Source organism: Chryseobacterium daecheongense, from assembly GCF_003729955.1.
Taxonomy (GTDB): domain Bacteria; phylum Bacteroidota; class Bacteroidia; order Flavobacteriales; family Weeksellaceae; genus Chryseobacterium; species Chryseobacterium daecheongense.
Genome location: NZ_RJTX01000002.1, coordinates 13508 through 34267, shown reverse-complemented (window position 1 = coordinate 34267; position 20760 = coordinate 13508). Strand labels below are relative to the sequence as shown.

The 20760-nt window shown below is 37.4% G+C and carries 22 protein-coding genes; 11 read left to right on the top strand and 11 right to left on the bottom strand.

The genetic code is table 11. The features are described 5' to 3' along the window. Positions 1-14: 14 nt before the first annotated feature. Both EGI05_RS08455 and EGI05_RS08450 read right to left on the bottom strand, forming a co-directional pair. On the bottom strand, positions 15-1079 hold the full coding sequence (locus EGI05_RS08455) for an RluA family pseudouridine synthase (protein ID WP_123262649.1): 1065 nt from the start codon (positions 1077-1079) through the stop codon (positions 15-17). 71 nt (positions 1080-1150) lie between these two features. Continuing rightward, entirely contained in the window at positions 1151-2257 is a 1107-nt protein-coding gene (locus EGI05_RS08450) for a PASTA domain-containing protein (RefSeq protein WP_123262648.1), read from the bottom strand. 156 nt (positions 2258-2413) lie between these two features. On the opposite strand from EGI05_RS08450, the gene EGI05_RS08445 reads away from it, so the two are divergent. The 4 genes from EGI05_RS08445 (at position 2414) to EGI05_RS08430 (ending at position 5058) form a co-directional block, all read left to right on the top strand. Continuing rightward, on the top strand, positions 2414-3403 hold the full coding sequence (locus EGI05_RS08445; RefSeq protein ID WP_123263357.1) for a D-alanine--D-alanine ligase: 990 nt from the start codon (positions 2414-2416) through the stop codon (positions 3401-3403). After that, complete coding sequence (locus EGI05_RS08440) at positions 3403-3858, top strand: hypothetical protein (protein WP_123262647.1); 456 nt, start codon at positions 3403-3405, stop codon at positions 3856-3858. The genes EGI05_RS08445 and EGI05_RS08440 overlap by 1 nt, the downstream gene beginning before the upstream one ends. 3 nt (positions 3859-3861) lie before the next feature. Next, positions 3862-4326 (top strand): pantetheine-phosphate adenylyltransferase, encoded by a 465-nt coding sequence (coaD, locus tag EGI05_RS08435; protein ID WP_007844215.1) that lies wholly within the window; start codon positions 3862-3864, stop codon positions 4324-4326. A gap of 99 nt (positions 4327-4425) precedes the next feature. Further along, entirely contained in the window at positions 4426-5058 is a 633-nt protein-coding gene (locus EGI05_RS08430; RefSeq protein WP_123262646.1) for a trimeric intracellular cation channel family protein, read from the top strand. 57 nt (positions 5059-5115) lie between these two features. Here the strand turns inward: EGI05_RS08430 and EGI05_RS08425 are convergent, their stop codons facing one another. Next, positions 5116-5685, bottom strand: a complete 570-nt coding sequence (locus EGI05_RS08425; protein WP_123262645.1) for a tetratricopeptide repeat protein — start codon at positions 5683-5685, stop codon at positions 5116-5118. A gap of 74 nt (positions 5686-5759) precedes the next feature. Further along, positions 5760-6254: a dihydrofolate reductase gene (locus tag EGI05_RS08420; RefSeq protein ID WP_123262644.1), complete on the bottom strand. Its 495-nt coding sequence runs from the start codon at positions 6252-6254 to the stop codon at positions 5760-5762. Positions 6255-6327: 73 nt separating this feature from the next. Here EGI05_RS08420 and EGI05_RS08415 point away from each other — a divergent pair, with 73 nt between their 5' ends. The 5 genes from EGI05_RS08415 (at position 6328) to EGI05_RS08395 (ending at position 10740) form a co-directional block, all read left to right on the top strand. After that, the gene (locus EGI05_RS08415) at positions 6328-6936 is read left to right on the top strand and encodes a LemA family protein (RefSeq protein WP_123262643.1); all 609 of its coding nucleotides are present in this window, start codon (positions 6328-6330) and stop codon (positions 6934-6936) included. After that, on the top strand, positions 6933-7364 hold the full coding sequence (locus EGI05_RS08410) for a TPM domain-containing protein (protein ID WP_123262642.1): 432 nt from the start codon (positions 6933-6935) through the stop codon (positions 7362-7364). The genes EGI05_RS08415 and EGI05_RS08410 overlap by 4 nt, the downstream gene beginning before the upstream one ends. Then, entirely contained in the window at positions 7345-8163 is an 819-nt protein-coding gene (locus tag EGI05_RS08405; RefSeq protein WP_123262641.1) for a TPM domain-containing protein, read from the top strand. Before EGI05_RS08410 ends, EGI05_RS08405 begins: the two co-directional genes overlap by 20 nt. A 168-nt stretch (positions 8164-8331) precedes the next feature. Continuing rightward, positions 8332-8853 carry an NAD(P)H-dependent oxidoreductase gene (locus tag EGI05_RS08400; protein WP_123262640.1) on the top strand — a complete coding sequence of 174 codons (522 nt, stop codon included), beginning with the start codon at positions 8332-8334 and terminating at the stop codon, positions 8851-8853. Positions 8854-8856: 3 nt separating this feature from the next. Beyond that, entirely contained in the window at positions 8857-10740 is a 1884-nt protein-coding gene (locus EGI05_RS08395; RefSeq protein ID WP_123262639.1) for a monovalent cation:proton antiporter-2 (CPA2) family protein, read from the top strand. A 1-nt stretch (position 10741) separates the two neighbouring features. Here EGI05_RS08395 and EGI05_RS08390 read toward each other — a convergent pair whose 3' ends face one another. After that, positions 10742-11554 (bottom strand): head GIN domain-containing protein, encoded by an 813-nt coding sequence (locus EGI05_RS08390; RefSeq protein ID WP_123262638.1) that lies wholly within the window; start codon positions 11552-11554, stop codon positions 10742-10744. 258 nt (positions 11555-11812) lie between these two features. Here EGI05_RS08390 and EGI05_RS08385 point away from each other — a divergent pair, with 258 nt between their 5' ends. Together EGI05_RS08385 and EGI05_RS08380 are read left to right on the top strand one after the other, a co-directional pair. After that, complete coding sequence (locus EGI05_RS08385) at positions 11813-13954, top strand: M3 family metallopeptidase (protein WP_123262637.1); 2142 nt, start codon at positions 11813-11815, stop codon at positions 13952-13954. 101 nt (positions 13955-14055) lie between these two features. After that, positions 14056-14433 carry a YchJ family protein gene (locus EGI05_RS08380; RefSeq protein ID WP_123262636.1) on the top strand — a complete coding sequence of 126 codons (378 nt, stop codon included), beginning with the start codon at positions 14056-14058 and terminating at the stop codon, positions 14431-14433. A gap of 34 nt (positions 14434-14467) precedes the next feature. On the opposite strand, the gene EGI05_RS08375 is transcribed toward EGI05_RS08380, so the two are convergent. From EGI05_RS08375 to EGI05_RS08350, 6 genes are all read right to left on the bottom strand, one after another. Beyond that, positions 14468-14968 (bottom strand): FKBP-type peptidyl-prolyl cis-trans isomerase, encoded by a 501-nt coding sequence (locus EGI05_RS08375; RefSeq protein ID WP_123263356.1) that lies wholly within the window; start codon positions 14966-14968, stop codon positions 14468-14470. A gap of 108 nt (positions 14969-15076) precedes the next feature. Continuing rightward, on the bottom strand, positions 15077-15328 hold the full coding sequence (locus EGI05_RS08370) for a VF530 family protein (RefSeq protein ID WP_123262635.1): 252 nt from the start codon (positions 15326-15328) through the stop codon (positions 15077-15079). A gap of 100 nt (positions 15329-15428) precedes the next feature. After that, positions 15429-16346 (bottom strand): helix-turn-helix domain-containing protein, encoded by a 918-nt coding sequence (locus EGI05_RS08365; protein WP_123262634.1) that lies wholly within the window; start codon positions 16344-16346, stop codon positions 15429-15431. 30 nt (positions 16347-16376) lie between these two features. After that, a complete protein-coding gene (locus tag EGI05_RS08360; RefSeq protein WP_123262633.1) occupies positions 16377-17135 on the bottom strand; it encodes an SDR family NAD(P)-dependent oxidoreductase in 759 nt (252 codons plus the stop codon). Positions 17136-17346: 211 nt separating this feature from the next. Next, positions 17347-18372: an LLM class flavin-dependent oxidoreductase gene (locus EGI05_RS08355; RefSeq protein WP_123262632.1), complete on the bottom strand. Its 1026-nt coding sequence runs from the start codon at positions 18370-18372 to the stop codon at positions 17347-17349. A 115-nt stretch (positions 18373-18487) separates the two neighbouring features. Then, positions 18488-20626 (bottom strand): S9 family peptidase, encoded by a 2139-nt coding sequence (locus EGI05_RS08350; protein ID WP_123262631.1) that lies wholly within the window; start codon positions 20624-20626, stop codon positions 18488-18490. Positions 20627-20760: the final 134 nt, after the last annotated feature.

Here is a 20760-nt window from a genome sequence, read left to right as displayed (position 1 = left end):
TTCTCAATATATTTTTAGTTTTCTAAATATTTTCTCCATTTTTTTACGGCTTCCTCCATATCTGATGGCATTGGGCTCTCAAAATATAATTCTTTCTTCGTAGTCGGATGCACAAATCCCAAAGTATGGGCATGAAGCGCGTGTCTGGGCAGAATATCAAAAACATTCTTTATAAACTGCTTGTATTTTGGCAGATTCACTCCTCTTAACGGTGTATGTCCTTCATATCTCTCATCATTAAACAAAGTATGCCCGATGTGTTTGAAATGAGCCCTGATCTGGTGCGTCCTTCCCGTTTCCAGCTTACATTCTACCCAGGTCATGTATTTAAACCTTTCCAGCACCTTATAATGGGTAACCGCATGTTTTCCCTGGCTTCCGTCTTCGTATACAGACATTTGCATTCTGTTTTTAGGATGTCTTCCAATATGTCCCCTGATCGTTCCTTCATCTTCCTGCATATTTCCCCACACAAAAGCCCAGTATAATCTTTTCGTGGTTCTCTCAAAAAATTGTTTGGCCAGGAAACTTAATGCATATTCATTTTTGGCGACCACAAGAAGTCCCGATGTATCCTTGTCAATTCGGTGAACAAGCCCTACTCTGTCCAGATCGGATTTTTCCCCGTTTTGCTCGAAATGATACGCCAATGCATTCACCAATGTCCCGTCCCAGTTCCCAAATCCCGGATGCACCACCATTCCGGCTTCTTTATCTATAACGACAAGATCATCATCTTCGTATACAATATTGACAGGAATATCCTGTGGAATTATGACATTTTCTCTTGGAGGATGCGCTAACAAAACAGAAATCTGATCTCCCGGTTTTACCCTGTAGTTCTGTTTTACGGGAATGCCATTAACAACCACATTTCCTGCTCTGCAGGTCTGTGAGATTTTGTTTCTGGAGGAATTCTGGCGGTATATCAATAAGAATTTATCAATTCTCAATGGTTCCTGCTTGCTGTCCACAGTAATATTAAGATGTTCATACAGCCCTTTATTTTCCTCATCAATGTCTAGATTGTTGGGGTCTAATAATCCATCCTCTAAAAAATCTTCATTATCTTCTGTCATTACTCTTATTTTTATACAAAAGGCTCCAACATTAGAAAGTTGAAGCCCATAATTTTTATCATGAATACAAATTATTCTACGACTACCTTTTTAGCTTTTGGCTTTGGAGCCGTTTGTTGAGTGGTAGTTGTTGTTTTATTATTGCTACCTGTATTGGAACCGCTTCCCGAAGTTCCGGTGGCAGTGGTTTTAGGCTTATTATCAGTTTTAGCAGCAGTAGAAGTTGATGCAGCAGGCTTCGTATTGCTGGTTGTTGTTTTTGGAGCTTCCGTTTTGGCTGGTTCCGGTTTTGGAACTACCGGAGGTGGCGCTTGCTCATAATTCGGCGTCGGATGAGCAGGAACCTCTTCATATCGTATCGGAGGCAGAGAAGTATCGACTTTCATACGGTACACGGAATTCAACTGTTCTATTTTATCACGCAGTTCGGCCGGAGTCTTTTTACTTGCCCAGAGATCCATCTGCATTCCCTGATCCCGGACATCGCCTGCGGCAGGATCCTGATAATAAATAATATCAGATTCATCTTTACCTCCATCTTCATGTTCTACCAATCCTACTTCAAACATGCTTCTCGCAATTACGCCTCTTGCTTCTTTCACAGTTAATCCCACAACATTTGGAATAGAGATATTTCTCATAGGACCTGAACCGATAACAACATCAATGGTAGAGAATCTTGGCAATAATGATCCCGGCTTAATAGGATTCCCTTTGAATAAAACTCTCAGAACCGCATCTTTCTGTATGCTTGGTTCAAAAAGAGTGTCTCCTACTTTTAATCCCACCTGATCCAATCTCTGGAAAGCTAATCCTGAATATTTATTGATAATATCCGGAACAGCAACTTTAGCCCAGGTTTTAGGATTTACTCTTAATTGAATAGCTCTTCCGTCTTTTACACGTGATCCTGGTGAAGGATACACCTGCAATACCTGAAAAGGTCTGTATTTAGGATCATATTTAAAACTGTCTACTTCATATTCCAGTCCCGCATCATCTAATATTTTGATAGCATCATGTACAGATTTGTTAACAACATTGGGAACCGGTATTTCCTGGCCATGATTGGTATGGTATTCCAACCAACGAAATGTAAGCCAGACCAACCCCACGAAAACCCCTATGGCTACTAATAAGTTCAGTAAAACTTTCCAATTGAAAAGTGATTTAAGCATACTTAAAAATACTTTAATTATAACGGCAAATATAATTAATAATTTTAGAATGTGATTTTTATTTAACACATTTCATTTTTCATTTTAAAATTTCTGATTTTCCCATATTACAATACATAATTTCATTAAATTTGCCTTAATTGATACTATATGCTTATGAACAAAAAAAGTGTTGCCGTAGTCATGGGAGGCTATTCCGACGAATATGTGGTTTCCTTGAAAAGCGGTCAATTGATCTATGATTCTTTAGACAGAAATCTATATAATGTATATAAAGTGGTTATCCTTAAAGATGAATGGTATTTTTTAGATGAAAATGATAAGAAATATGCCATTAACAAAGGAGATTTTTCCGTGACCTTGGAGAACAATGAAACATTGAAATTTGATGTGTGCTTCAATATTATTCACGGAACACCGGGAGAAAACGGCATTCTGCAGGCATACTGGGATGCTATTGGACAAACCTATACAGGATGTGATTTTTATCAAAGTGCATTAACGTTCAATAAAAAAGATACCCTTGCCGTATTATCAAAATATGGAATTCCTTCTGCCAAAAGCATTTACCTGAGAAAAGGGGAAAACATTAATGTAGATGAGATTGTGGAAAAGCTGCACCTTCCTCTTTTTGTAAAACCGAACCAATCTGGTTCTTCTCTGGGGATTACAAAAGTAAAAGAGAAATCAGAATTGATCGCGGCTACTGAAGTTGCTTTCAAAGAAGATGATGAGATTTTAATTGAAAGTTTCCTGGACGGAATGGAAGTTTCCGTTGGTGTTATCGATTTTAAAGGCGAAACAATTGTATTGGGAATTACCGAAATAGTTCCTACTAATGAATTCTTCGATTATGAAGCTAAATATGAAGGAGCTTCGGAAGAAATTACTCCTGCAAGAATTGATGATGCAACAAGGATCAGAGTAGAAGAAATTGCCAAAAGAGCTTACGATTCTTTAGGAATGAGCGGATTTTCACGCAGTGAATATATTTTAATGGACGGCATTCCCTACATGCTGGAAATGAATACCAATCCGGGATTCTCCCCTGCAAGTATTTTACCTCAGCAGGCAAGACATTACGGGATTTCTATTACAGACCTTTGCGGAAACGAAGTGGAAAAAGCATTTAATAAGCAAAAGTAATGAAGAGAATATTTGCTATTATATTGCTGATCCCGGCTCTATCCTTCGCTCAGAAAAGTATAGAAACTCTTAAACTAGATCTTCCCAAAAACACCCTTGAACCAAAGCAAGTTAATTTCTCTACTGATGCTATATTTCTGGATGAAAAAAAATGCTTTAATTACATTAAAAAAAATGATGTAGTGATAGATGGTGTAAAAGTTCCTAATTACTTTGAAATTATCAACTTGGATAACATCGTCTTGTTTTCAGGAGTGATCAGGAAAAATGAAAGTGGAAATTTTGAAAGCAAAATTAAATTTCATCCGATTGATAAGCTTTACAAAAATTCAAAAATTATAGGTAGAAATGATTTGATATTAAATCTTTCTTCCAATCATGTTCTCAATAACGACTGTAGCCTGAATATGGAGAATCTAAGGCTGTTCTATGAAAAATCAAACGAAAACAACTAGGATATGAAAATTGCTGTTTTCCCGGGATCATTTGACCCCATTACTCTTGGACATTACGATATTATCGAAAGAGCTGCTCCGCTTTTTGATAAACTGATCATCGCCATCGGGCAGAATTCTCAGAAAAAATATATGTTCCCTCTGGAAAAAAGAATGGAGTTCATTCAAAATTCCGTTGCCGAATTTCCTAATGTGGAAGTAGATTATTTTGAAGGTTTAACGGTAGATTACTGTTTTGAGAAAAACGCACAATTCATCATTCGCGGACTAAGAAATCCCGCCGACTTTGAATTTGAAAAAGCAATCGCTCATACCAACAGAACATTGGCTCATAAAAAACTGGAAACCGTATTTCTTTTAACCTCATCAGGAAAATCTTTCATCAGCAGCAGTATTGTGAGAGAGATCATCAACCACGGAGGAGAATACGAATTATTGGTTCCGGATTCGGTAAGAGTGGAGAAATAATCAAACTAATTGATAAGCGATAAATGATAATTGATAGAATAGTAGACAATTTGCTTATGAAGAAATCATTCATCAATTATCATTTATCATTTTTACTATATGCACGAACAGTTCAATTTTGCCATAGAAGTCCTGGGAACCATTTCCTTTGCGATGTCGGGAAGTTTTGCAGCGATGCAAAAACGTCTTGACCCATTTGGAGTGCTTATTATTGCCTTCGTAACTTCTGTAGGTGGCGGAACTGTGAGAGACTTATTATTAGATATTCCGGTTTTCTGGATGCATGATCTGTTAACCTGTGCTGTTATTCTGATCACCAGTATATTTTCCATGATCTTTAAATCCATGGAAAAAAACTTTAAGGTTACCCTGTTTATTTTTGACAGCTTCGGGCTTGGCCTTTTTACCATTATTGGGGTTCAGAAAGGGCTTAATGCGGATATCCATCCTTTGATATGTATTGCATTAGGAACCATTACTGGGTGTTTTGGAGGAATTATCCGGGATATTCTGCTCAACAGGATCCCATTGATCTTTAGGAAAGAAATCTACGCTACCGCTTGTATTGTGGGAGGGTCTGTATTTTTATTGATGACGAAATTCACCTCTCTTTCCTATACCATTGTTCAGGTATTCACTATTTTATTGATTGTTGCGATAAGAACATTGGCCGTAAAATACCATTGGCAAATGCCTAAGTTCTATGGATACGAAAATAATTCGGAAATGTAATCTTAATTTTAAAACATAAAAAAGCACCTTTTCAGAGGTGCTTATATTTTATTTGGCTTAGAAGAATTTTCCTCTTTGTCTCATATTCGGGTTGTGCATATGCTTTTGCATGGAAGGCATTTTCAACTGGTCCTTCATCATTTTGATCTGATCTGTCATCATTCCAGCACTGTCTAATCTTTTGGCTTCCTCCAGTAATTTCTGCCCTTCCTGCTTTCTTCCTTTGGAAATAGCTGCAGCAGCCAGATTTAAAGTAGCCATTGCTCTGTCGTGCTTCATATTCAATCCATACTCCAAAGCTTTTCTCATCAAAGGTTCCACTTTCGTAGGATGCTCCTGAGCTAAAGTTAATCCCTGAAGATAGTGGTAATAACCATATTGGGATTTATGAAGCTGAGATTGGTAATTGGTAATATTATTCAAAAACTTGGAAGCTTTTTCCATATTCTGTTTTCTTAGCTGCCAAAATGCCAAAAGGATATTTTCATTTTTGAAGAAAAGAAAAATAGGGATTGCAGCCAGAAGGAAAATTACAACTCCCCAACCCAGGTTTCTGGTAAAAAACATCATGTAGGTTCCGGTAAGAATAAGAAGTGCCGCAACTACAATTTTTATATACTTGTTCATTATTACAATTTAGAAGTGCAAAGATAAAAAATTTAGAGGTTAGAAGCTAGAGGTTACATATTAGATTTTAACAGCTATTCGCTCTTGATTTTTTCATAGGTCTGAAAGCAGAAATCATAAGGGTTTTTCTCATCCTTCTCATGGCAAACTTCCTGTGTCTTCATCCAGATTTTATTATCGATTTCAGGAAAAAACGTATCTGCTTCCAAATCCGCTTTTACTAAAGTGACTTCCAGCTTATCCGTAATATCCATCGTCTGTTCATAGATGTTTCCACCGCCAATGATAAACACTTCTTCATCGATTTTTCTAGCGAATTTCACGGCCTCTTTAATACTTCCTACGATCAGGATGCCTTCTTCAAACCAGTCTTTCTGTCTTGAAATAACAATATTGGTACGATTCGGAAGAGGTTTCCCTATACTTTCATAGGTTTTTCTACCCATGATCACCGGATGTCCCGAAGTGAGATCTTTAAAATGTTTTAAATCTTTCGGAAGATGCCAGAGAAGCTGATTGTTTGAACCAATTTCATTTTTCTCTCCCATTGCCACCACTATTGTTACCATTAAAATAATTTTTCACAAAATTAGCACATAATTTGTATATTTGGTTAGCACAAAAATTTAAAAAAAATAAACTATGAGAAACAAAGGCTGTCTGAGCGCAGGAACTATAGGTATCGCTCTTCTTATTATTGTTGCCATCATATTTTTCTGGGGTAAAAACGGGTATAATAATTTCGTAGCCCAAGAACAAGGGGTAAACGCAAAATGGTCTAATGTAGAGACCGTATACCAGAAAAGAGCTAATCTGATCCCGAACCTGGAAAGAACGGTAAAATCATATTCAAAATTTGAGCAGGAAACATTGACAAAAGTTGTTGAGGCACGTTCTAAAGCAACTTCCATCAACATTGACCCTACCAATATGACTGAAGCAGATATGGCTAAATTCCAGGCTGCACAAGGAGAACTTACGGGTGCTTTAAGCAGATTGATGGCTGTGGTGGAACAATATCCTAACTTAAAAGCTGACCAGCAGTATATTAACTTCCAAAGAGAATACATTGCTATCGAAAACAGTATCAGAACGGAAACTGTGTATTATAACAATGCTGTGAAGGATTACAATACTTCCATCAAGCAGTTCCCGAATAATATTTTGGCCAACTTTACCAACTTTAAAGAAAAACCTTTATTCAAAGCTGATGCAGGAGCCAACAAAGCCCCTGAAGTTTTCTCGGAATAATGAACCAATTTCTAACAGATCAACAAATAGCTTCCCTTGTGGAAGCTATTCAGTCAGCAGAAGAACATTCTACAGGCGAAATACGAGTGCATATAGACTCGAATACGGAGACTCAAAACGCACAAACCGCATTTGAAGTTTTCAAAAAGCTATGTATGAATAAAACTGCCGAAAGGAATGCTGTGCTCTTTCATGTGAATTTTGAACAAAAATATCTTACCATTATTGGGGATACCGGAATTCATGAAAAAGTGCATCAATCTTACTGGGATCGTTTGCACGACTATATCACCTCAGAATTTTCCAAAGGAAATTATTACAAGGCTTTGAAAAGTGCCATCCTGGAAACAGGTCTCGAACTTAAAAAACATTTTCCTGTAGAAGGGGAAAACCACAACGAACTTCCTAATGAAATTACGTTCTCTTAAAATAGTATTTTCATTTTTATTGATCTGCTTATACAGTATTGTATCAGCACAATATACTATTCCTGAAAAACCGAAGATTCTTTATCCTGTCTATGATGAGGCCGGATTATTGACCCAGCAGGAAAAGGATCAGCTTAATGATAAGCTTATTAAATTTTCGGATTCTACCTCAACGGAAATTGAAGTCATTATTATTCCATCTACCAAAGGAGAAGACATCAATTTTCTAGCGACTATGTTTGGTGAAAAATGGGGAATAGGACAAAAAGGAGTTGATAATGGAGTGGTATTTCTTATTGCTACAGAAGACAGAGAAATGGCTATTCAGCAAGGAAGAGCTGTGGAAAAGCATCTAACAGCCTCAGTTGCAGGACAAATCATAGATTATATTGTAGCCCCCAATTTTAAACAGGGCCTTTGGTATGAAGGAATCAATCGAGGTACTTCTGCCATTATGGAAACCGTTCAGGGTAAGTTTAAGCCTCTGGTTACTCAAAGTAATGATTCCGGCGATGGATCAGGTGTTTTAACCATTATGATCATTGCATTCGTTATTTTTATTATTCTGATTATTATCATCAAAAATAAAGGTGGCGGCGGAGGCGGCGGATTTAATGACGATGATGATGTGATCATCACCCGAAGAGGCCGCAGAAATTATCCTGGTGGATTCTTCCCATTCCCTGGCAGCTTTGGCGGTGGTGGATTTGGTGGAGGAAGCTCCGGTGGTGGTGGCGGATTCGGTGGATTTGGCGGAGGCGGAAGTTTTGGCGGCGGTGGAGCATCCGGAGGATGGTAAAGAAAATATTAAAATAATAGAGTCGGTCAGTTTTTTTGGCCGATTTTTTTATTAATAAATCTAAAATACATCTACTTTTTTACGTTTTCAATATTAAAAAATCAATAAACCCTTATATTCTATAGTTTATCCAGTAAAATTTCATTAATTTTACTGAAAACAGGTTTCATGAAAAAGACGTTGGTAATTTTTGCACATCCTTATCTGGAACACTCCAATTCGAATGTAGAACTTATCAATTTCTATGTTCGTCATCAACACTACACGCTCAGAGATCTGTATGAAGAATACCCTGACTTTCATATTGCGGCTTTCAGAGAGCGAAAACGCCTTAAAAATTATGACCGCTTTATTTTCCAATTCCCCATCATCTGGTTCGGGATGCCTCCTTTATTAAGATTATGGATTGATGAGGTTTTTGACAGGGATTGGCTGAAAGAAGGAGAATATAATCCGTTAGAAGGAAAAGAAGTTTATATTCTGGTTACCACCGGAGGAAAAGAAAGGTCTTTCAGCAAAACCGGAACCTATCAATACACCATTGAAGAACTCATCAGTGGATTAATTGTTTCTTTACGGGTTTTCAAAGCAGATATTAAACTAGTCAAAGTAGTATACGAAGCCAATAAGCTTACCAAAAAAGAAATCATCAAACATAAGCAGGAATTTATGGAAATCCTGAACCAATAGAATATGGAGTCTACTTTAGCCATGAATACATTACTTTTCCTGGGCGTTGCCATCATTATGGTTCCGCTGGCAAGGAAATTCGGGCTAAGTTCCGTTATCGGCTATATTGCAGGAGGAATCATTATAGGTCCTTATGTTCTCAGGCTTACCGGAAAAGATGTTAACGATATTATGCATGCCAGTGAATTTGGAGTGATCATGCTTTTATTCCTGGTCGGGTTAGAGCTGGAGCCCCGAAAGTTCTGGGAAATGCGGAAAAAGATTGTGGGGCTTGGGCTTACTCAAATGCTTTTTACCATTGCATTGCTTTTCCTTGTTTTTATAACAGCCGGATGGAGGCTTGATAAAGCTGTTGCCGTTGCCATGTGTTTCGCATTATCTTCTACAGCTATTGTTTTACAGACATTGCAGGAAAAAAATTATCTGAAAACAACAGCCGGTGAAGCCTCTTTTTCCACTCTACTATTTCAGGATATTGCAGTAATCCCGATTCTTGCTATCTTACCTATTGTCGCCAATTATAAAGCAAGACATCACGATAACGAAATACAGGTGCTGATCCAGACTCTTCCCGAATGGTTGCAGGCCTTAACGGTAATTCTGGGAGTTGTACTTTTAATTTTACTGGGGCGTTACGTTTTTGTCCCGTTTTTAAGATATGTTTCAAAATCAGGGATGACCGAATTATTAACGGCCTCTTCCCTTTTTTTAGTGATCGGAGTATCAGAATTAATGACCGTGATCGGATTATCCCCGGCTTTAGGAGCATTCCTGGCCGGAGTAATGTTGGCTAACAGTGAATTCCGGCATGAACTGGAAGCTCAGATTGATCCTTTTAAAGGCTTATTATTAGCGGTATTTTTTGTAAGTGTTGGTTCCACTATGAATTTCAATGTCATTCAGAAAGATCCGGTATTTATTTTCACTACCGTTTTTGCTGTTTTACTGATAAAATTCATCGTTTTATTTGCGATTGGAAAGTTTTTCCGGATTGATACTCCACAAAGCTTATTTTATGCATTTGCTCTTTCGCAAGTAGGAGAATTTGCCTTTGTGCTCATTAATTACGCTTCCAATCTTTATCTTTTAAGCCCAGAATTGAATGCGCAGATGATGGCAGTAACAGCCATTACCATGTGCATCACCCCTTTCCTGCTGATCATTAATGACAAAATTCTTACTCCAAGATTTATTAAGGATATTCCGGACGAAGAACATGATTTTAATATTCTGGATAGCACTGTCAGTCAAAAGAAAATTATCATTGTGGGTTTCGGGCATTTTGGAAGTACGGTCGGACGTCTCTTAAGAGCCAATAAAGTTTCTGCCACTGTTTTGGATAGAGATTCTGATCGGGTAAAACTATTGAGAAGCTATGGCTTTAAAGTATATTATGGTGATGCCACCAGAATTCCTATTTTAAGAGCAGCAGGAATTGAAGATGCTGAAATTTTGGTACTCTGCCTGGATGATCCGGACGATAATAAATTTATTGCGGATCTGGTTCGTGAACACTACCCAAATGTAAAAATCTTCGTGAGGGCAAAAAATAGGATTGATGCGTATGGTCACCTCAACAATGGGATCAATAATGTGTACCGGGAAACTTTGGGAACTGCAGTTGACATGGCAGTTGACGTTCTGCATGAGACAGGAATGCGGAAATATGCGGCAAGACGGCTTGGACAGAGATTTATGGCCATAGATAAGGCTTCCATTAGAAAATTGGCCAAAACTAAAGATAACGACGATGAAATCCTGTTGTTTACCACAAAAGAAATCCTCCAGCGTGAGGAGGAATTATTGGCTTACGATAATCTTAATTTTGAAAATAAAAATTGGGAAGGTTCCTCAGCCGCAGATGAAGAAGATGAGGAACCTCTTTAATTTATTCAATAGTTACGCTTCCACCGCTGCTTTCATTTTTGGTAACAGAAGTAACGTTTCCTCTTTTATATACATTAACACTTCCACTCGATGAAGCTTCAGCATCTATTTTTGAGGCAGCACTTATCTGAACACTTGCTCCGCTTGAAGCCTCCGCTCTCAGATTCTCTACAACTACTTCCTTGGCAGAAACACTACTTGCGGAAGAAGAACTTATTTCTGCATTTTTAGCCTTTCCGGACATCGAAATACTTGCTGCCGAAGAACCATCTACATCCAAATCCACTGCCCATATTTTCCCTTCAAAATTTCCGCTGCTGTCTACGGAAATATCAAAATCATTGGCTTCCAGATCTCCGGAGATCCTTGCTGCGCTGGAAACTTCAATATCTGTTTTTTCCTGAGTGAATTTATCTTTCACAGCAATACTTGCGGCAGAATTGGCAATCAGTTTTGAGAAATCTTTAGTGTATATTTTGGCAGTGACTTTGTAATTATTCATCACTCTTATTCCCGATTTATAATGAATATGCAGTTTTCCACCGTCATTGTCTACCAGGATATCATCAATAATATTAGACGGGGCGGAAATGACCACTTTTTCTTTATCAGCTTTTATAATTTCAGCTTCAATAGCCTGTGAAACTTCAATTTCATCAAAATCACCACTAAACTCTCTTTGTTTCGTTGGACCATGATCTTTATTGGTTACTGTATCTACCCAATTATTGTTGTTTTCTCTTCTTTCATGTTTTTCATTACAAGAAGCTAATAATATACTGGCTGAAATGATAAGAAGACTTGTTGGTTTCATGTTTACTGCTTTTAATTAAGTTATGCTTATTACTTTATAACAACTAATTTATAAAAAATATTACATTAAAATTCTTAATTCTGTTTTTAATCTCACATTAAATACAATAATACTCCAAAATCATTTCCGCTAACCATTGTTTGGATACCCTGTCTCTATCTTGGATCCGGATTAATTACACTTTGGCCTTGAATGAAAACAACAAGCCCCATATCAATTTAGTTTTTAATATCTTTATGGCTTAATAACAAATAATTTATGAAAAACATTTCATCAGTATTGTTAATTTCCGCTTTGGCATTCAATTACTCATGTACTACAATGAAAAAAAATGATACTCAACAGGAAATTCCTGTACCCGATTCTTCTTTGTCATCCAATCCTTTTATGAAAAAAAGCAAGCTTCAGTATGAGGCTCCGGAGTTTGATAAAATCAAAGATGAGCATTTCAAACCTGCTTTTGATTTCGGATTGAAGCAGCACGATGCAGAAATTCTAAAAATCGCTAATAATCCTGAGGCTCCAACTTTCGAAAACACGATCGTTGCATTGGAAAAAAGCGGTGAAGTATTTAAAAGAGCCGTTATTGTTTTTTCTAACCTAACCAGCGCCAATACTAATCCTACATTGCAGGCATTAGATGAAGAATATGCGCCGATCTTTGCAGCACATTCGGATAAAATGTATTTGAATGAAAATCTTTATCGCAGAATACAATCCATTAAAGAAAACGGTTTGGACTCTGAAAGCAAAAGACTTTTACAGTTTTACAAACAGAACTTTGAAATCGCTGGTGCCAATCTGTCGGCAGCCGATAAAGAAAAGCTGAAGCAGATCAACCAGGAACTGGCTTCTCTATCTACACAGTACTCCAATAAATTGCTGGAAGCAAGAAAGCAAGGCGGAGTATTCTTCTCGGATGTAAAAGAACTGGATGGACTTTCTGCTGATGAAATTGCAGCGGCAGCAACAGACGCTAAAAATGCTGGACAACCCGGAAAATATCTTCTTGCATTACAAAATACTACCCAGCAACCTTTATTACAAAACCTTAAAAACAGGGCTTCAAGAGAAAAACTGTTCAAGGCTTCGTGGTTAAGAGCTGAAAAAAGTGATGGTAATGATACCCGAGAAACCATTGAAAAGCTGGCTAAGCTCAGATTAAAAAAAGCCCAGATCCTGGGTAAGAAAAACTTTGCTGAATGGAAACTTCAGGACCAGATGGCTAAAACTCCTGAAGCAGCAATAAAGTTAATGAACCAGATCGCGACTCCTGCTGTAGAAACGGCAAGAAGAGAGGCTAAAGATATTCAGGATCTGATCGATCAGCAGAAAGGTGGTTTTAAAGTAGAACCTTGGGACTGGAATTTCTATGCAGAACAGGTAAGAAAAGCAAAATATGATCTTGACGAAAACCAGATCAAGCCTTATTTTGAAGTGACTACCGTTTTAGAAAAAGGAGTCTTCTACGCAGCTGAAAAGTTCTATGGAATTACTTTCAAGAAAAGAACGGATTTACCTGTTTATCATCCGGATGTAGTAGCTTACGAAGTTTTCGATCATGACGGAAAGTCCATCGCCATTTATTATCTCGATTTTTATACCAGAGATTCTAAAAACGGAGGCGCATGGATGAGTAATTTCGTGGAGCAGTCCTACTTATTGGGAACTAAGCCTGTTATTGTCAACTGTTTCAATTATCAGAAGCCTGCTCCGGGAAAACCTTCACTGATCAGCTATGATGATGTTTCCACAATGTTCCATGAATTTGGGCATTCTATCCATGGTATGTTTGCAAGCCAGAAATATCCTTCTCTTTCAGGAACCAATGTTCCGAGAGATTTCGTAGAATTCCCATCCCAGATTAATGAACATTGGGCTTTAGATCCGGTTATTTTAAAAAATTATGCTGTTCATTATGAAACTAAGCAGCCTATTCCACAAACATTGGTTGACAAAATTAAAAAAGCAGCTACGTTCAATCAAGGGTATATGACTACGGAATTGGTTTCCGCAGCGGCTTTGGATATGGATTGGCACACTGTTACAAATGAAAATCAGCTAATTCCTGTTTTAGATTTTGAAAAGCAATCCTTAACCAATCATGGATTTACATTAGCAACTGTTCCGCCAAGATATCATACTCCTTATTTTGCCCACATTTGGGGTGGAGGTTACTCAGCAGGATATTACGCCTATTTATGGTCTGAAACATTGGATAATGATGCGTGGGAATGGATTAAGAGTAATGGCGGCCTGACAAGAGAAAATGGTGACCGTTTCAGAAAATATATTCTTTCGGTAGGAAATTCAGTAGATCTGAATCAGGCATTCAGAGATTTTACGGGGCACGATCCGGATATCAAACCTTTATTAAGAAGCAGAGGATTTATCAAATAATATTTACAAGAAGCATTCTATACAGAGTGCTTCTTTTTTTCAGAGTATATATCAATTCAATTTTTTTTGAGACTTTTGTGGTGAACATTTAAAACTATAGAATGAATTGTCCTTGTTGCTCAGGAAAATCATACGAAGAATGCTGCAAACCTTATCACACCGGAGAAAAGCATACTTCTACAGCTGAAGCCTTAATGCGCTCAAGATTTTCCGCTTTTGCTATTCCCAATGGAGAATATCTGATGGAAACCACTCTTCCAAGCAAAAGAAAATTTCACCATAAAAAAGATTTACAGGAATGGGGAGAAATCAATACGTGGACAAGACTTGAAATTATCAATAAGCCTTCCCCCACCAAAGTAGAGTTTAAAGCTTTTTATACAGATAAAGACGGTCAGAAACAGATTCATCATGAATTGTCAACATTCAAAATGATCCAAAACCGTTGGTTTTATGTAAGTGGAGAGTTTTTAACATAAAAAAACGTCTGAAAAATCAGACGTTTTTTTATTTTTAGTGGGCATCAGTTCCGTCAATTCCATGAGCGTGGCCATGTGCCAGTTCTTCTTCTGTTGCTGGACGTGTATTTAAAATTTCCACCTGGAAATCTAAAACTTTCCCTGCCATCGGGTGGCTAAGATCTGCTACCACAGCTTCAGGGGTAATTTCTACCACAAATGCCTGGAAATTATTTCCTTGATTATCTGTTAATGGTAAAATAGCACCTACAGGTGGCGTTCCTGATTCTTTAAACATATCAATCGGCAATTGCACAATAGAATCAGGGTGCTTTTCACCGTAAGCTTCTTCCGGCTGGATGACAAAGTCAGCTTTATCACCAGCTTTTAAGCCAAGGATATTTTGTTCAAATTTTGGAATCATCATTCCCACACCATATAAAAAGGTAAGTGGATTTTCGGCTGTTGTTTCTTCTACAAGAATCTTACTTCCGTCTTCTTCGATCGTATGAAGAATGTAGCGTACCGCTACAACATGATTTTTTTCAATTGTCATATCTTTTCTTTTTTTCGTGATGCTTTTCACGATTAACGTACAAATATACTGTTTTGAAATGATTGGCAACGCGATATATTAAATAAAGAAATCAGATAACTTTTATCTTCAATTTCCACGCTTTGTTTCATTTCGCTTTTTCTCTCTCAGCACAAAGAGATACAAGCTTTCCACCTTGGCTCTTGCCCATGGTGTTTTCCGGAGAAATTTCAACGAAGAACTGATACTTGGATTATCCGTAAAACACCGAATGTTGATCTTTTCACCCAGTTTCTCAAATCCATTATAATATTCTACCAACTCTTCGAGAATGGCATCCAGTCTTTTACCGTGTAATGGATCTTTAGAGGGTTGTTGCATGATTTTGTAAAAGTAATGATATAAGTTGAAATATCAACACTTTTCAATATATGGCATTTTATTGATGCTACTCAAAGTAAATTGGTTCATTGTTGATTATCTAACTGAATGACTGTCTGAATTCCAAGGGAGTCTGGTTGGTTTTGCTTTTAAACAACCTGGTGAAGGACTGTAGATGTTCAAAACCAAGTTCATATGCGATTTGGCTGACAGATAAATCTGTTGTAGAGAGTTTTTCTTTTGCTTTTTCTATAAGTCTGATTTGTATATGCTGTTGGGCGTTTTGCCCGGTTAAACTGCGGAGCATATCACTTAAATAACTTGGCGAAAGATGCAACTCATCTGCCATATATTGAACAGTCGGAATGCCATTAACTAAGGATTTTTCGTCATTGAAATAATCATCAAGAATAGCTTCCATCTTTTGTAATAAATGGGTATTAACGGTTTTCCTTGTCAGAAACTGTCGCTTGTAGAAACGGTTACTGTAATTCAGTAATGATTCAATTTGTGAAATGATGACGTCCTGACTAAAGTCGTCCAACCGCTCTTTCAGCTCATCATCTATATTTTTAAAAATACTAATAATAGTTTCTTTCTCCTTGGCAGACAGATGCAGCGCTTCATTCGCGGAATAAGAAAAAAAACCATAACGCTTGATTGTTGACGCAAGAGGATAGGTCAGTAAAAAATCAGGATGAATAATCAATGTATATCCCGAATGATCATCATTATTATCACTGTTGGAAGTTACTTGGTTAGGTGAAACAAAAAACAACCCGCCGTCGTCAAAGTCATAATATTGCTGACCGTATTTTAATTTTCCTTTTAAATTCTGCTTCAATGATATTTTATAAAAAACAGAAGTATGATGATCAGGCAAATCACTCACCTTCAAATGATTATGAACATTATTAATCAGACTTATCAAAGGATGCGAAGGCTTAGGCAGCCCGAGCATCCGATGCAAATCTATCAAAGAGTTATAATGGTAAGGAATTCCAGGATCCTGTTTCATTGGATAAATTTAGTAAATTCTCTTTGTTTGTTACCATGGAATTTCACCTGTTTCAGGATTATTGTCTACACAGAAAAACTTGCCTGTAGGTCCGTCATTATCGATAAGCGTATAACGGAGAATATGTTCCGCACCTACTTCTACGCTGCTTGTACCCAAATGATGATTAAAATCTGTAGCAGTGGATGGCGGACTGACGGCATTTACTTTAAAGTTTGTATCGCGCAGCTCAAATGCCAGAGCGACGGTATACATATTCAGGGCTGATTTTGAGGACTGATATACCGCTCCTTTTGCCTTATAATATTTGTAAGTTGGATCACTATGCAGCGTAAGCGAACCTTGACTTGAACTCACATTTGTAATGCGAGGCTCTAATGATTGTTGCAATAAATCAAAAAATGCCTGAGTGGTCCTGATGACTCCAAAAACATTTACTTCATAGACTTCTTTAAATTTATCAACACCCGTCCTTATCGCAGAATGCATGATAGGGGTATTGCCATTAAATTCTATTCCGTTTATTCCTGCATTATTAATTAAAATATCCAAAGAAGCCGTTGAACGGCCGATTTCAATACGCGCAGCATTCACAGATTCCTGATCGGTTACATCCAGTTGTATGGCTTTAACATTCTCATAACCTTCTTCTTTCAGTCTCCTTACAGCACCTAATCCGTTTTGCAGATCTCGGCTGCCCATAAAAACATAATATCCTTTTTCGGCCAGCTGTCTTGCCATTTCAAAACCAATTCCTTTATTGGCTCCCGTAATCAATACTTTTTTCATTTTTTATATGTTAAAATTGAATTACGAAAGTCGGAATCTAAGAGATTATTACTGTAACTATATTGCGGTATTTTGTAACAGAATCCTGGATACTATTTGCTTTTTATTTAAGAATGCTTAATTACTTCTATAGATAACTTCGCACTTCATTAAAAATAATTTGCGAACTTATTACAAAAAAACTCCATTGAAAATTCAACGGAGCTTTGATTTATAAAGGTTTAATAACCGGTAATACGTCTTTTCCAAACAATTCAATCGATTTCATCATAATGTCATGGGCAGGATCGCCAACATCCATATGTCCTATAAATCTTGTAATTCCAAAGATTTCTTTCATATAGGCTATTTTATCAGCTACCTCAGCAGGACTTCCGATAAACAATGCGCCCTCTTTACTTCTTCCTCCGTCATACTGCATTTTGGTATAAGGAGCCCAGCCTCTGGAAGCCCCAATTCTGTCCATTCGGGATTTATAGGTATGGAAATATCCATCAATTATATTCTGATCATTGCTCACAAAAGTGTGTGAATGAATGGCAATCTGCATGTTCGCGACATCATGTCCCGCCTTTTTGTATTCCTGCTTATAAAATTCAATCAAATTCCTGAACTGGATTGGCATTCCTCCAATGATCGCCACAACTAAAGGCATTCCCAATTGTGCTGCATTTAGAACTGACTGAGGCGTTCCTCCAACAGCTCTCCAGATCACGAGTTTGCCATCATTTTTAGCTCTTGGATATACCGTTTGATTCTGCATGGGAGCACGAAGCTTCCCGGACCAAGAAACATTTTCCTCTGAATTTATTTTTAACAGTAACTCTAATTTCTCATCAAAAAGCTGTTCGTAATCATTCAAAGAATATCCATATAATGGAAATGATTCTATAAAGCTTCCCCTTCCCACAAATATTTCGGCTCTTCCATCGGAAATCAAATCCAAAGTTGAAAAGTCCTCATATACTTTTACCGGCTCCGATGAGCTTAAAACTGTTACACCGCTTGCTAATTTTATATTCTTCGTGATACTGGCTGCAGCGGCCAATACTATTTCAGGAGATGAAACAGCATAATCCGGACGGTGATGCTCTCCCATCGCAAATACATCCAGCCCAACCTCATCCATCAATTTAACTTGTTCAAGAATCTCACGAATCTTTACTCCTGCATCTCTATATTTTCCTGTAGTCTGGTCGAAAGCCAAATCGCCAAACATTCCTATTCCTAATTCCATATTTCTGATTTTAGATACACAAAATTACAAGAACTCAATTTCAAATACATTGATGAATGATAAGAACTGTCTTATTGTTTAAATAAGAAATCCAGCCTTTCAGGCTGGATTCTTGTTATTTCTTCAGATATTGATCAAAATAATCTGTGACTTTCTGCATCAAATGCACTCTGTCTTTTCCAATCACATTATGTGGGTGACCCGGATACACAAAGTAATCTAACTGGATTCCATTGTCCACAGCTGATTTCAGGAACTTCACCGAATGCTGCCAAACCACCACATCATCCTGTGCTCCGTGAATCATCAGCAACTTTCCTTTCAGATTCTGAACTTTGTCCAAAAGATTAGCCGTTGCATATCCTTGCGGATTCTCCTGTGGTGTATCCATATATCTTTCGCCGTACATGATCTCGTACATTTTCCAGTCAATAACAGGTCCTCCTGCAACTCCTACTTTAAAAACTTCCGGATGACGAAGCATGAAACTTGTCGTCATAAATCCTCCGAAGCTCCATCCATGAATTCCCATTCTTTCCGCATCTACGTAAGGTAAAGATTTTAAATAATCTACTCCTTTCATCTGATCATTCATTTCAGTAGTCCCCAGATTTCTGAAAACAGCCTGCTCAAATTTTAAACCACGGTTGGAAGAACCTCTCCCATCCATCGTAAAGATGATATATCCGTTCTGAGCCATATATTCGTACCAAAGATTACCCGAAGCAGGGAAAGTATTGGTCACTAATTGCAAGTGCGGTCCATTATAGAGGTATACAATAACCGGGTATTTTTTGTTAGGGTCAAAGTCTGTTGGAAGAATGATTTTTCCATACAATAGAGTTCCGTCATCAGCTTTCAGGCTTACACTCTTGATCTCCGGTCTCTGGTATTTTTTTAACGGATTTTCAGCCGTAAGAATGTTACTTGTCTTAAAAGTATTGGTGTTGATAATATTGGCAATTCTCGGTGTATCTGCATTACTGTACACATCATACAGATAATTTCCATCTGTACTTAAAATTCCGGTATGCATTCCGTCTGCATTATCTAATCTCTGCATCTTGAAATTTGCCCAGTTGATTTTATACAAATGTCTTTCCAATGGAGTTTCCTTAGTAGAAGCAAAATAAATTTCCTTCTTTTTTTCATTAAACCCTAAAATATCGGTAACCAGCCAGTCTCCTTTGGTAATTTGAGAGATCAATCCTTTATCAAGGCTATAATGGAATAAATGATTATATCCTGTTCTTTGACTTTGCCAGATAAAATCTGTATTGGAATTCGGGAAAAACACCAACGGATGCTGTGGCTCTACATATTTGCTATCGGTTTCTTCAAAGATTGTTTTAATGAAATTTCCGGTAGCTGCATCATACTGATTCATTTTTAAATGATTCTGCCCTCTGTTTAAAACACCTACAAAAATATATTTGGAATCAGGGCTCCAGGTAATTGCCGTTAAATACTGATCTTTTTCACCTTCAATCTTTAAAAATGTAGTAGATTGATTTTTAATATTGAAAACACCAAGGGTAACTTCATGAGAAGTCTGGCCCACCATCGGATATTTTATATTATGATTCACTGCCGGAGTTACAGACCAGTCGATTATCGGATAATCTGCCACCATAGTCTGATCCATTCTGTAAAAAGCTACGCTTTCGGAATTGGGGGCAGGAAAAATTCCGCCATCGATTCCGAATTCATTTCTGTGAACAGATTGTCCACTGATAATATTCTCGTCTGAATCATTCGTTACTGCAATCGCCTTTCCGTTTCTGTTTACATATAGATTATTCTTTACCGTATAAGCAAATGTCTCATTATCTCCGAATACTTTCACATTAGCTGCTTCACTTTCTACTGAAACCGCATTCTTAATTTTCCAGTCGTTTCCGGATTTTTCTACCCAAACCATCTGGTCATTAGCATTGAAATATCCCTGAGAACCGTTGATGAATTTAATTTGCGGTACTGCCTTTAGTTTTTTGTCTGTAAAATGTTTGTTCAGCTGCGTAAGAGATACCAAAGTATCCCGTTTTCCGGTCTTAAGATCAGTAGTCAGATATCCTCCTTTTACAGCCTGGATATAGGATTTTCCATCTCCGGTCCATGAAAATTGAGAAATATTCTTCACTGCCAGATTACTTCTTAACCCATTTACTGCTTCTGCCATCGTAAATTTTTGAGTCTGGGCAACAACCGATCCACCCAAAACCAGCATTAATAAAGAAAGTCTATATAATTTCATTGCATAAAATTGAATCCATCAAAAATAAGAAATAAAAACCATCCGTTAAGAAAATGTTAAAATAAAACATTTATAAATGAGAATAATTCTTAACTTACTGATGAAATTTGCTGAAGGGTATTGTTTATTTATCT

What these genes read in the sequence shown, in the direction of transcription:
- coaD (WP_007844215.1), top strand. Translation starts at nt 3,862, where the DNA reads ATGAAAATTGCTGTTTTCCCGGGATCATTTGACCCCATTACTCTTGGA.
- EGI05_RS08455 (WP_123262649.1), bottom strand. Translation starts at nt 1,079, where the DNA reads ATGACAGAAGATAATGAAGATTTTTTAGAGGATGGATTATTAGACCCC.
- EGI05_RS08425 (WP_123262645.1), bottom strand. Translation starts at nt 5,685, where the DNA reads ATGAACAAGTATATAAAAATTGTAGTTGCGGCACTTCTTATTCTTACC.
- EGI05_RS08420 (WP_123262644.1), bottom strand. Translation starts at nt 6,254, where the DNA reads ATGGTAACAATAGTGGTGGCAATGGGAGAGAAAAATGAAATTGGTTCA.
- EGI05_RS08445 (WP_123263357.1), top strand. Translation starts at nt 2,414, where the DNA reads ATGAACAAAAAAAGTGTTGCCGTAGTCATGGGAGGCTATTCCGACGAA.
- EGI05_RS08405 (WP_123262641.1), top strand. Translation starts at nt 7,345, where the DNA reads ATGAAATTACGTTCTCTTAAAATAGTATTTTCATTTTTATTGATCTGC.
- EGI05_RS08440 (WP_123262647.1), top strand. Translation starts at nt 3,403, where the DNA reads ATGAAGAGAATATTTGCTATTATATTGCTGATCCCGGCTCTATCCTTC.
- EGI05_RS08385 (WP_123262637.1), top strand. Translation starts at nt 11,813, where the DNA reads ATGAAAAACATTTCATCAGTATTGTTAATTTCCGCTTTGGCATTCAAT.
- EGI05_RS08415 (WP_123262643.1), top strand. Translation starts at nt 6,328, where the DNA reads ATGAGAAACAAAGGCTGTCTGAGCGCAGGAACTATAGGTATCGCTCTT.
- EGI05_RS08450 (WP_123262648.1), bottom strand. Translation starts at nt 2,257, where the DNA reads ATGCTTAAATCACTTTTCAATTGGAAAGTTTTACTGAACTTATTAGTA.
- EGI05_RS08395 (WP_123262639.1), top strand. Translation starts at nt 8,857, where the DNA reads ATGGAGTCTACTTTAGCCATGAATACATTACTTTTCCTGGGCGTTGCC.
- EGI05_RS08370 (WP_123262635.1), bottom strand. Translation starts at nt 15,328, where the DNA reads ATGCAACAACCCTCTAAAGATCCATTACACGGTAAAAGACTGGATGCC.
- EGI05_RS08350 (WP_123262631.1), bottom strand. Translation starts at nt 20,626, where the DNA reads ATGAAATTATATAGACTTTCTTTATTAATGCTGGTTTTGGGTGGATCG.
- EGI05_RS08355 (WP_123262632.1), bottom strand. Translation starts at nt 18,372, where the DNA reads ATGGAATTAGGAATAGGAATGTTTGGCGATTTGGCTTTCGACCAGACT.
- EGI05_RS08390 (WP_123262638.1), bottom strand. Translation starts at nt 11,554, where the DNA reads ATGAAACCAACAAGTCTTCTTATCATTTCAGCCAGTATATTATTAGCT.
- EGI05_RS08400 (WP_123262640.1), top strand. Translation starts at nt 8,332, where the DNA reads ATGAAAAAGACGTTGGTAATTTTTGCACATCCTTATCTGGAACACTCC.
- EGI05_RS08365 (WP_123262634.1), bottom strand. Translation starts at nt 16,346, where the DNA reads ATGAAACAGGATCCTGGAATTCCTTACCATTATAACTCTTTGATAGAT.
- EGI05_RS08380 (WP_123262636.1), top strand. Translation starts at nt 14,056, where the DNA reads ATGAATTGTCCTTGTTGCTCAGGAAAATCATACGAAGAATGCTGCAAA.
- EGI05_RS08430 (WP_123262646.1), top strand. Translation starts at nt 4,426, where the DNA reads ATGCACGAACAGTTCAATTTTGCCATAGAAGTCCTGGGAACCATTTCC.
- EGI05_RS08375 (WP_123263356.1), bottom strand. Translation starts at nt 14,968, where the DNA reads ATGACAATTGAAAAAAATCATGTTGTAGCGGTACGCTACATTCTTCAT.
- EGI05_RS08360 (WP_123262633.1), bottom strand. Translation starts at nt 17,135, where the DNA reads ATGAAAAAAGTATTGATTACGGGAGCCAATAAAGGAATTGGTTTTGAA.